Source organism: Nocardia sp. NPDC055050 (assembly GCF_053608345.1).
The window spans coordinates 1-10,918 of the sequence record NZ_JBSGVG010000076.1; the positions used below are offsets into that span (position 1 = coordinate 1).

Annotated in this window: 11 protein-coding genes, 1 tRNA gene and 1 pseudogene; 4 read left to right on the forward strand and 9 right to left on the reverse strand. The window is 65.7% G+C overall.

Annotation, left to right across the window (positions count from 1 at the left end; all coding sequences use genetic code 11):
• Window positions 1-23: 23 nt before the first annotated feature.
• The 9 genes and pseudogenes from ACWGCN_RS35260 to ACWGCN_RS35300 form a co-directional block, all read right to left on the reverse strand.
• Entirely contained in the window at window positions 24-1,613 is a 1,590-nt protein-coding gene (locus tag ACWGCN_RS35260; RefSeq protein ID WP_452458769.1) for a glycosyltransferase family 39 protein, read from the reverse strand.
• A gap of 554 nt (window positions 1,614-2,167) precedes the next feature.
• Window positions 2,168-2,472 (reverse strand): annotated as a pseudogene (locus ACWGCN_RS35265) (IS1634 family transposase); the annotation flags it as partial.
• Window positions 2,473-3,005: 533 nt separating this feature from the next.
• Window positions 3,006-3,395 carry a hypothetical protein gene (locus ACWGCN_RS35270; RefSeq protein WP_452458770.1) on the reverse strand — a complete coding sequence of 130 codons (390 nt, stop codon included), beginning with the start codon at window positions 3,393-3,395 and terminating at the stop codon, window positions 3,006-3,008.
• Window positions 3,385-3,615, reverse strand: a complete 231-nt coding sequence (locus ACWGCN_RS35275) for a hypothetical protein (RefSeq protein WP_452529182.1) — start codon at window positions 3,613-3,615, stop codon at window positions 3,385-3,387. Before ACWGCN_RS35275 ends, ACWGCN_RS35270 begins: the two co-directional genes overlap by 11 nt.
• Window positions 3,616-4,167: 552 nt before the next feature.
• A tRNA-Ala gene (locus ACWGCN_RS35280) sits at window positions 4,168-4,240 on the reverse strand.
• A gap of 98 nt (window positions 4,241-4,338) precedes the next feature.
• Window positions 4,339-5,349, reverse strand: coding sequence for a divisome protein SepX/GlpR (gene sepX, locus ACWGCN_RS35285; protein WP_452458772.1), 1,011 nt, complete (start codon window positions 5,347-5,349; stop codon window positions 4,339-4,341).
• Window positions 5,350-5,485: 136 nt separating this feature from the next.
• Complete coding sequence (locus ACWGCN_RS35290) at window positions 5,486-6,136, reverse strand: GNAT family N-acetyltransferase (RefSeq protein ID WP_358109313.1); 651 nt, start codon at window positions 6,134-6,136, stop codon at window positions 5,486-5,488.
• Window positions 6,137-6,148: 12 nt separating this feature from the next.
• On the reverse strand, window positions 6,149-7,408 hold the full coding sequence (glp, locus tag ACWGCN_RS35295; RefSeq protein ID WP_378993248.1) for a molybdotransferase-like divisome protein Glp: 1,260 nt from the start codon (window positions 7,406-7,408) through the stop codon (window positions 6,149-6,151).
• A gap of 39 nt (window positions 7,409-7,447) precedes the next feature.
• Complete coding sequence (locus ACWGCN_RS35300; RefSeq protein ID WP_378993251.1) at window positions 7,448-8,374, reverse strand: UTP--glucose-1-phosphate uridylyltransferase; 927 nt, start codon at window positions 8,372-8,374, stop codon at window positions 7,448-7,450.
• A gap of 150 nt (window positions 8,375-8,524) precedes the next feature.
• Here ACWGCN_RS35300 and ACWGCN_RS35305 point away from each other — a divergent pair, with 150 nt between their 5' ends.
• The 4 genes from ACWGCN_RS35305 (at window position 8,525) to mscL (ending at window position 10,867) form a co-directional block, all read left to right on the forward strand.
• Window positions 8,525-9,124, forward strand: coding sequence for a 5-formyltetrahydrofolate cyclo-ligase (locus tag ACWGCN_RS35305; RefSeq protein ID WP_379314968.1), 600 nt, complete (start codon window positions 8,525-8,527; stop codon window positions 9,122-9,124).
• Between the two features lie 71 nt (window positions 9,125-9,195).
• On the forward strand, window positions 9,196-9,513 hold the full coding sequence (locus tag ACWGCN_RS35310) for an FmdB family zinc ribbon protein (protein ID WP_378993253.1): 318 nt from the start codon (window positions 9,196-9,198) through the stop codon (window positions 9,511-9,513).
• Between the two features lie 90 nt (window positions 9,514-9,603).
• Complete coding sequence (locus tag ACWGCN_RS35315) at window positions 9,604-10,272, forward strand: SAF domain-containing protein (protein ID WP_452458773.1); 669 nt, start codon at window positions 9,604-9,606, stop codon at window positions 10,270-10,272.
• Window positions 10,273-10,420: 148 nt separating this feature from the next.
• On the forward strand, window positions 10,421-10,867 hold the full coding sequence (mscL, locus tag ACWGCN_RS35320; protein ID WP_379314966.1) for a large conductance mechanosensitive channel protein MscL: 447 nt from the start codon (window positions 10,421-10,423) through the stop codon (window positions 10,865-10,867).
• Window positions 10,868-10,918 lie beyond the last annotated feature (51 nt).

A 10,918-nucleotide genomic window follows, 5' to 3' on the forward strand; every position in this document is an offset into this window, starting at 1 on the left:
GGGTTCGTTCGTATCGTCCTCGCTCAGTGCGTGGGTCGGGTGGTGGTTCGATCGTCTCGCCAGAGGCCGAGATCGAAATACAGCGTGGTCATGGAATCCCACATGGTCGACCACTGCTGCCTCGGGCCCTTGCAGACCCAGACGGCGGTCATCCGGTCGATGCCGGGGGTACCGAGGGGGTCGTCGAGGTGGACGACGCGCTCCACCTCGGTGAAACGGGTGCGCAGGTCGTGTTCGGCGGTGTCGAGTCCGACGTAGACCACCGACGTCGCCGAGTCCGGCGGCGGGCCGAAGAAGCCGAAGCCACGGCTCGGGCTGTACGTGGCAGGCAAGCCGTACTGTCTGCCGAACTGCTCGACCGCGCCCGCCTGCGGATAGCCCTGCGCGACGATGACGGCACCGGCCTTTTCCGCCGGCGTCAGCGTGCGGTAGCCGTCATTGACGGCGGAGACCATCGACGACCAATTGGTGTTTCCGAAGAATGCCGTCTTGAGTCCGAGGTCGATCGCATCCTCGGCCTGCGTACGCCAACTGGGCGCGAGGGGTATCACCGTGAGTGTGACAATGGTTGTCAGCACCGAGATTGCGGCGATCGGAACCAGCGCCACATTCATCCACCGTTTCCGGTCGTACTGCCAGAGACCGACGGCCCCGAAGGCGAACATGGCGGGAAAAAGGCCCCCGGGGTAATACGGCCGCCCATGCGTGATCATGACAAATGCGGTCATGATCACAAGTGCCACCGCGATAAATCGATACGGGCGTAGCGACTCCTGTTTGAAGGCCGCCCAGAATCCGACAGCGAGCAACAATGTGCCCATGATGCCCGCCAAAATGGGAAACTGCGGAAGGAATCCCACCGGGCCGTAGCCGGTGGCGTCCTGCTCGGCGCCGATGACCGCACCCATGGCCAGCTGTGGCCAATTGTGTTGTGACTGCCAGTAAAGAATCGGAATCAGGGACGCGGCGAGGATGCCGGTCGCCACCCACAGCGCGGGACGGCGTAGGACGTCGCGGGGGCCGCACAGGATGACCGCGGTGCCGAGGCACGCCCAGACGATGGGGATCATCCACTTCACCTGCATATCCAGGGCGGCAACCAATCCGGCCACGACGATCAGCCAGTCCTGGCGAGTACGAACCCAGCGAATGAACAGCCAGGTGATCACGGCCGTGAGGGTGGCGTCGAAGGAGAACGTGCTCAACACGACCTGGTTGGCCGCCAGTCCCGACAACGCGTACGCGGCCGCGGCGAGCATCTGGACACGGTGGCTGCCGCGCAGTTCGTAGGCGATCAGTGCCGCCACCACGACCGCGCACACGCACATCACGACGGCCGGGAAGCGCAGTGCCGTCACAGATCCCGGTGCGAGCTGGTCGGCGAGCCAAGCGAACACGGGCACCACCACGCCCTGATCGGCATAGGTGTAGTCGAGTCGCCTTCCGGCGGACAGGAAATAGAGTTCGTCACCGAAGTAGTCGTAACGGCCTGCCGTCGCGGTCAGCGCGATCGCGGCGATCGAAGCGATCAGCGCGACGCCACGAAAAGCGAACGACGGATGGGTATTCGGTACTTCTTCGGGCTCGGTGCGAGCCTCGATGACCGCTGTCATGAACTGCCTCTGATGCTTTCCAACAGACGCGTTCGACGCCCCCTCCCGTGGTGGCGCCACATCTGTTCGCTGGTGAAACGATTCCTCCCCGGCAGCGAACTTGGTGAGCGCGGGCGCTCGCGGTCCTGCGCGGATCATGTGATTTACCGAAACGTTACTGCTATTCAGCAGGGTCCGCAAATGCGCTGACGTGCACAGTAATAGCCATTTTCGGTGTATCGGCTACTACCTGGGCAGCGTTACCGATGTGACCGAGCTAACGGTTTAAGCAGTTTGCGAATAAGTGAATTCTGCTGCACAGCAAAGTGAAGCTTTCATAATGAAGGAAATTGAAAAGACTATTACTCGCCAGTATTTATTCAATCGACCAATCATGCCAAAACAATTGGGGGCATGCATTCGATCGCTGTCGAGTCTAGGGTGCGTGCCGCAAGGGCACGACGGCCGACATCGGGCCGACACAGAGAAAGGGCCCGGTCGGCGACCGGGCCCTTCTGGACATCAGGCTATGCCTTCTACCTCGACGAACGTGCCTGATACGACAACTCTCGACAGCGCGAGTCCACGATGAACCGCATATCAGCGTTGTCGAGCGCGGTCAGGTCCTCTGCCGACAACATGTCGGCATCGGCGACCACGACGATGCTCTCGATGCGGTGCCGAGCCCGGAACTGGGCGATGATCGGTCCGATCGTGTGCTTCTCTGCCTTGCTGCTTCCCAGCAACCGATTTCGAGAGGGAACCCGTGTCGGTCGACGAGTAGGCCGACCACGATCCGCGGGTCGACGCGATGTTCTGTCGAGTAGCCGACGCTGCACAGGCCGCCTTCCGTCTCCGGATCGAAAGACAGCGTCGTCAGACTCACCCAGATGAGCCGGCGCGAACACGGCATCGGAGACCGCGGAGCCGACTCAGGCGGGCACTGCAGGGTTCGGCGTGTCGATGGCACGGCAGCATCAGAGCTCGCTGCGGATGTTCCGCGACTTCATCTGCGGCCCCGCTACGGCTGGCAGGCAACGTGTCCGGAGCTATTCGATCGGGCACCGATACAGACTCTGCACGCGGACAACGGTGGCGTGCACATCAACGAGTTCGAGGCGTCCGCAGCGCACTCTTTTCCACGGCGGACGGTGTTCATCGTGCCGAAAACAGACTGGGGATCGGGGTGCTCGAACATTACCTGGGCAAGGTTCGGCCGCGGTTTGTTGTCGGCGCGCATCCCGCGGCTTGAGTGACCGAGCGGTGCGGACCCCGTTAATAGTACTTTGCGATTTCCCTCATGGCGCCCTACATTTGATTTCTCTCCCTACGCATCGCTTCCGTAGATTCGCGAGTCTTCTGCTGGATACGCCAGGACTGCCGAAGGAATTCAATGAACCCATCGGCAAGCTTTTACTCCTCGGAAGAACCCTCCTGATAGGCATAGACTGCACGAGATCCGCGCTTAAAGAAATAGACTTTATAACCTTGGTGATGACCGAAGAAGAACTGGCCATCCAACGTTAGCCCCTTACCAGCGACGTCTTCGGCGGCCTCTACGGCATCCAGCATCCGCGGGAAGAACAGGTCAGTTCCTTTGAAGAGCGTACCAGCCTTCTTTCCCATGTATTCAAGAAACGCCTGATACTCATCAGGGATAGCGAAGCCTTCGGGCGCGACGGAGTGGACCTGCGCGATCTCCGCCGAGTCGCATCCTATGATCGAGTCGCTCGTTGCAAATCCGGACTCTATCAACTCACGACCGAAGGTCTCTATGTCGTGGTTACTATCTTCACGCGCCATAGGTCACCTTCACCTTCACTCCAAGATATTTCTTCATGAATTGTTCTTCCACATTGCATCCCTGGTGCACTGATTTCGCCGCAGCATTCATGCCTGGCACTCCCTCGGCGAATTCTGTTGCATTGCTGCCAGATTGGGAATGTGCACGGCCGGACCGATCATCTGACGGACTGGTACGGCCGGTATCGCGCCCAGGGTAGCGGTCCTCGTCGAAGACCACCTCACGCACCCAGTGCGCAGAATTCTCGATGCGCCGATGCCCGCGCAACCAGGGCCCGGACTCGATGGTGACCGCCGCGTGGCGGTTTCTCGGCAGCAGTGAGCGGCATCTGCGGTGATCACGGCCGGCTCGTGGCAGCGGCCGTCGGTCGGTGCCGGCGCGCACGGCCCCGATCGCATCTTGGCCTGGTCCCGCCGGCGACGACGACGCCAGCATCAAGCCCGACTCAGCCACTACCGCCGACGGGGCCACCCACTGGGCTGACCCGAAAGTGCCGTTGCAGTACTGGCCCGCAGCAGCTCGCGCACAATCTGCCTCGGCAGACGCTGCTTCCGTTCAGGACGGGTCTCTCGCTGCCGACGCAGCCCGCTCAAGTGCCAGGACCAGCTTTACGATTCATCCTCGCGTGGAACAGGCCACGTTCCGACGCACCTATCAGCCCGACAAGGGGCCGAACGCACCACCAGACGAATTAGTTGTGAGTCGCCTAGGAAAACAAGTCAGGCCGGGTCCGAATTCTATCTCGGAAACCCGGCCTGACTGCGCATACTGTGGAGCTAAGGGGAATCGAACCCCTGACCTTCTCGATGCGAACGAGACGCGCTACCAACTGCGCTATAGCCCCGTGCGGCTCTGGTGAACCGCGCTGTGACACTGTATCAGGGGTTGCGCCCCGATACCGAATCGGTACTCTGACCTGCTGTTTTGCGTGGTTACTACCAGCTACTCGCCGACGGCTTGACCGAGGTCTTCGACCCGGTTGCGGAGCGCGCGAGACGTGGCCGGATCGAAGATCTCGAGGAACTCGAACCTCGGATCCTCGTCGTCGGTGTCGAGCAGGGTGGAGCGGCGGCGCAGGGCGCGTGCGGTGTCACGGTCCATCGTGCGACGGGTGGTGGCCGCCTCCGGGGTGACTTCAGCGGCCTCGTGGCGCTTGCCACGGACCAGGCGGGCAGCGCGCCTGCGGCGGATCTCCTCCTCCACGTGGACCTGCTTGCGCAGGTACGCGAGGTAGCCCGTGAGTACGGCAGCCGACAGCCCGAACGCCCACCAGAACATCGAGTTGAGCAGCAGCCCGAACGCAGCGAACAGGATCAGGCCGATGACCAGCCCCATGACCGCGCGCTGACGGAAGCTGTAGCGGGCGGCGCGGGCGATGGCATCAGCCTCGGGGTCGTAGCCACCGCGACCACGGCGCGACGGGGTGAAGTCGTCGTCATCGTCGAATTCGGCGTCGTCCTCGGCCACGAGGTCGTCCAGCCGGGCAGGCGGCGCGGGTGGGATGCGCGCGGCGACGGGTGGTTCCTCGGCGGCTTCCGCCGAGAGCGGTTGCGCCGCAACGTCTGCCGTCTCGTCGTCGTCGAGATCGGCTGTCGCGGTGGCCTCACCGATATCGTCGGTGGCCACCTCGGCAACCGCTGCCTCAAGTTCGGCTGCGGGGGTCAGTTTTTCGTCGTCGTCTTCGGTGACGGGCTCTTCGGTCGTCATCCGATCCTCCGAATCAGTTCGGTGGGAGCGCTTACGCAGCACACGGGGTCGATAATCGGGGTCACTCTCGTGACCGCCTGCCGCGCCGATGCGGATCCGTCGTTCGGCCCCGCCACGGTGCAGCACGCGTGTGGCGAGCGCGGCATCGGTGGTGCGGCGGATCCGGGGATGCCGGTCCGCCAGGATCGGGAACAGGACGAAGACCCACAGCACAACCAGTCCGATCCACAGGATCGAATTCGGCATCGCGGTCATCACCTCCCGTCCCCACCTACGTGTTGTCCATCTGTGGACGCACCACTGACGTCCGTAGGTTAATTCGGGCAGACGCGCCCGTGTGGCAGGCGCGCCGTGCACACCTGCCACATGAGTAACAGAAATTTCACGGCAGCGCCGCCCGACCCTCCCTGACCAGGCGATCCACCACAGTGCCCATAACCTCTTCGACGGTCAGCCCGACCAGAAGATGATCGCGCCACGCACCGTCGACATCGAGGTAGCGGCGCAGCAGGCCCTCTTCCCGGAAACCGACATTGCGCAGAACCGCCTGGCTGGCATGGTTTTCCGGTCGCACGGTCGCCTCGACGCGATGCAGACCGACCGGCCCGAAGCAGTGGTCGAGCCCGAGCGCGAGCGCGGCCGTCGCCACACCCTGGCCGCCGAGATCCTTGGCCACCCAGTACCCGATCCAGCCCGACCGCAGCGCCCCGCGCACGATATTGCCGATGGTCAGCTGACCGCTGAACTGCCCGTCGACCTCGATGACCAGCGGGATCATCGCCCCGCGCCGGGCCTCGGCCTTCAAACTCGTCCACAGCGACGGCCAGTTCGACGCGTGATTGCGCGCCTCCCAGCTGCCGCGCCCGGTCGGCTCCCAGCGCTCCAGGTGGTCACGGTCGCGCAGCCGGATCCGGCTCCACGCGGCGGCATCGCGAAAGCGCACCGGCCGCAGCGTCACCCTGCCGCCTGCCACCATCACCGGACCGAGCCGGGCGGGCCAGCCGGGATGCTGTCCGGCCCGGAATACGTTCATGGAGTCCACTGGTCAGCCGCGCTGCGCCAAGAACGCGACCTGCACTTCGTCACCGGTACGGAAATCGGTGTCGTCGGGTTCCACCACGATCAGGCTGTTGGCCTCGGCGAGGGTCGCCAGCAGGTGCGAGGAGCCCGCGTTGCTGTTGCCGAGCGGCTGCACCAGATAGTCACCGGTTGCCTCGTCGCGCAGCAGTTGCGCGCGCAGATACCCCTTGCGGCCCGGCATCGAGGTGATGGGAGTGATGGTGCGCGCGCTCACGATCCGCCGCATCGGCTGACGACGGCCGAGCGCGATCCGGATCAGCGGACGGACCATCACCTCGAACACCACCAGCGCGCTCACCGGATTGGCGGGCAACAGGAAGGTGGGCACCTCGTCGCGCCCGAGCCGTCCGAAACCCTGCACCGAGCCCGGGTGCATCGCCACCCGGTCGACCTCCAGCTCGCCGAGCCCGTCGAGGGCCTCGCGTACCTGATCCGAGGCCCAGCCGCCGACCGCACCCGCGATCACCACGACCTCCGAGCGCACCAGCTGGCCTTCGACCACATCGCGGAGCCGGCGCGGATCGGCGCTCACGATGCCGACCCGGTTCACATCGGCGCCCGCGTCGCGCGCGGCCGCGGCCAGCGCATAGGAGTTCACGTCGTAGACCTGCCCGGGGCCCGGGGTGCGGTCGATGTCGATCAGCTCGCCGCCGATCGAGATCACCGACAGCCGGGGGCGCGGGTGCACGAGCACCTTGTCCTGGCCGACCGCGGCGAGCAGCCCCACCTGGGCCGCGCCGATGATCGTGCCCGCGCGCACGGCCACGTCACCGGGCTGCACGTCGTCGCCGACGCGACGCACGTAGTCGCCCGAGCGAACCGGCTCGAAAACCTTGATCCTGGCCCGCCCACCATCGGTGAAGTCGACCGGCAGCACCGCGTCGGCCAGGGTCGGCATCGGTGCGCCGGTATCGACCCGCACGGTCTGGCGCGGCTGCAACCGGATGGGCTGACGCGAACCGGCCACCACTTCACCGACCACCGGCAGGGTGAGGTCGATCAGCTCGCCCTCCTCGTCGCGCACATCGACGCCCGCGGCGGTGACATCGACGCTGCGCACCGCGTATCCGTCGATGGCGGCCTGATCGAAGCCGGGCAGCGGCCGTTCGGTGACGATGTCTTCCGCGCAGAGCAAACCCTGGGCTTCGGATATCGCCACCCGGACCGGCCGGGGTGCGACCGCAGCCGCGGTGACCTTGATCAGCTGATCCTCAACCGAGCGCATCGAGCTCCTGAATCTATGGCGGCGGCGTATCTACCGCGTTTAGGCGACGGGCGACTGTGGATCCCACTCCGGGCTGAGCCGGAACTTCAGCCACTCGCGCAACTGCGGGCCGTATTCGTCCCGCTCGAGGGCGAAATCCACAGCAGCTCGAAGATAACCGCCCGGGTTGCCCAAGTCGTGGCGCGACCCACGGTGGACCACCACATGCACCGGATGACCCTCGGCGATCAACAGCGCGATGGCGTCGGTGAGCTGCAGTTCCCCACCCGCGCCCGGCGTGATCCGGCGCAGTGCGTCGAAGATCACCCGGTCGAGCAGATAGCGACCGGCGGCGGCCAGGGTCGACGGCGCGTCGGCGAGATCGGGCTTCTCGACCATGCCCTTCACGCGCAGCACGTCGGTCTCGGCATTGTCGGCGCATTCCTCGACGTCGAAGACGCCGTAGGCGCTGACCTGGGACTTCGGTACATCGATGGCACACAGCACCGAACCGCCACGCTCACGACGCACCCGGCTCATCGTCTCGAGCACGCCACACGGCAGCACCAGATCGTCGGGCAGCAGGACGGCGACGGCCAGTTCGTCGTCATCGAGCACGGCTTCGGCCTGGGCAACCGCGTGGCCGAGGCCGAGCGGTTCCTCCTGCACGACCGAGGTCACGTCGAGCAGGCCCGGCGCCTTGCGCACCTTCTCGAGCAGCGCGAACTTTCCGCGCTCGGCCAGGGTGCTCTCCAGCACCAGGTCTTCGACGAAGTGGGCGACCACGCCGTCCTTGCCCGGCGAGGTCACGATCACCAGGCGGTCGGCGCCGGAATCGGCGGCTTCCGCGGCGACCAGCTCGATGCCGGGGGTGTCGACTACCGGCAGCAATTCCTTGGGCACCGTCTTGGTGGCAGGCAGAAATCGCGTCCCGAGTCCGGCCGCGGGTACCACCGCAGTGCGGAAACCGGAAGTCTTGTCTGTCATGCGCATACCCTATCCATTCAGTGCCGTCCGATCGCCTCTCCGCGACGATCCGGCGTCGGCAAGAGCTTAGGCGTCCGCCGTCGGCTCGGCCGTGCGCGCAAGACATCGGATCGACGCGCGCCTGTGCAGACTATGGTGGTCGCTGTGGATATGCCCGGTGAGCGCACCAAATATGCGTGGCGCGGCGAGATCCTGGCCACTCGCGCGCAGGTGGGCTCCGCCGAACACGCCGTCGACGCGGCGGCGCTCGCCGCCTCGGCAGCGGGGCTGGCCACCGACGATGACATCGTGTGCGCCTACGTTCCGGTCCGCGGCGAACCCGGCGATCTACGCATGCTCGACGCGCTGCGCGAGCGGGGCGCCACGGTGTTGCTGCCGGTGACCGGCGAGCCGGGTCCACTGAGCTGGGCACGCTACGAGGGCGCGGATGCACTGCGCAAGGCCCGCTACGGCCTGCTCGAACCGGCCGGCGAGACCTTGCCCCCCTCGGTGGTGGCCGACGCCGCGACGATCCTGGTTCCGGCCCTCGCCGTCGATCGGCGCGGGGTACGGCTCGGACGCGGTGCCGGGTACTACGACCGCACGCTGGGCGCCGCACGGGCGGACGTCCGCCTCATCGCTGTTGTCCGGGATAATGAACTGGTCGACCGGCTTCCCGAGGAACCGCACGATCGGCGAATGGGTTGGGTGCTCACCCCCGGCGGTGGGCTGGAACGGCTGGGCCGCGACCTCCCCGTTTCGCCGGAATGAAACGGCGATTCGCGACGTTGGCAGTGTCGGCGGTAGAGTGCTAGATCGACGAGAGACTTGCGGAGGATCCTGTGCCAACTTATTCGTACGCGTGCACCGAGTGTGACAACCGCTTCGACATCGTTCAGTCCTTCTCCGACGACACACTGACGGTATGCCCGCAGTGCTCCGGGAAGCTGCGCAAGCTGTTCAACTCGGTCGGCATCGTGTTCAAGGGCAGCGGTTTCTACCGCACCGACAGCCGTGGCGGCGCGTCCACCGCGAGCGAACCGGCGAAGACCTCGTCCGAGAGCACCAGCAGCAACGGGTCGAGCGGCAGCGGATCCGGCGGCAACGGAGATTCGTCGTCGAGCGCGTCGACCAGCTCCACTCCGGCCGCCGCCAGCTGACTTTTCGGCAGTTGTCCACAGCCCCGCGGTTATCCACAGGCGGGGCTTTCAGCGACTTTGCCGCAGGCCCGCGGCTCTACGCTTTCGCCCATGACTCGCAGTCTCGCCGATCTGGGACGTGGCAGCTCCTGGCGTTTCGCCCTCGGTAATCGTCCGGCCTGGGCCGACGCGTTGCTCGTCCGCCGTATCGCCGCCGCCGTTCTTGCCGTAGCCGCCGTCGTGCTGTTCGTGCGTGGCGACCCCGGTGAAGCCAGGGTCGCGGTGGTGGTCGCCGCCCGCGATCTCGCGCCCGGCCGGTTACTCACCGCCGACGATCTGCGTGTGGACCATCACGAATCGCGTTCGCTGCCAAGAGGTTCCGTCAGCGAAACCGCTCCCCTGCTCGGCGCGACGCTGACCGGCGCCATGCATGCCGGGGAGACCTTCACCGATCTGCGCGTCGTCGGCCCCCGGTTGGCCGCCGCGGCCGCGGGCAGCGCCGATGCGCGGATCGTGCCGATCCGGCTGGCCGATGCCGCGGTGGCTGATGTGTTGCGGGCGGGCGACCGGGTCGATGTCGTCGGCGTGGAGGATGCGGGCGCGCCAGGTGCCACCAAGCCCGCGCGGACGCTGGCCACCGACGCCGCGGTGGTACTCGTCACCGCGACCGGTGATCGGCGCGGCGCGGAACGGGTGGTCCTGCTCACGCTGGATACCGCATACGCCGCCGCCGTGGCCGGTGCGTCGCTGCGGACGGCACTGACTGTCGTCTTCCACTGACGCCTCGCCGGTCGCCCCACGGTGTAGTTCGCGAGAAATTTGCCCGAACTCTCGTTAGCATCACACAGGAACCAAGCACACCGTTTCGCAGCATTCGATATGGAGCGCAGCGCCCCGGGCCGGCTCCTGTACGAAGGAGACATCGGCAATGCTCAAAGGTTTCAGAGACTTCCTACTCCGCGGCAACGTGGTCGACCTGGCGGTCGCCGTCGTGATCGGCACAGCGTTCGTCGCGATCGTCACCGCGTTCAGCGAGGGAATCATCAATCCTTTGCTCGCGCTGTTCGGCGGATCGAACGAGATGGGGCTGGGCTTCCAGCTCGTCGCGGACAAGCCGGCCACCTTCATCGAGATCGGGCCGATCATCACCGCGGCGATCAACTTCCTGCTGGTCGCCGCGATCCTGTACTTCATCCTGGTGGTGCCCGCGACCAGGATGAAGAAGCGGTTCTCCCAGGCCGACGAGGAACTCACCGAGAACGAGCTCCTCATCCAGATCAGGGATCTGCTGGCCGAGCAGCGCGGTCGCTCGAACGGCAAACACGGCCTCCGGGCCGAGCCGGCGCAACACACCGACGGCGACAACGCCTACTGATTCCTCACTGCCACAACGAGTTCGGGTCCTGCACACCGCGGTGTGCAGGAC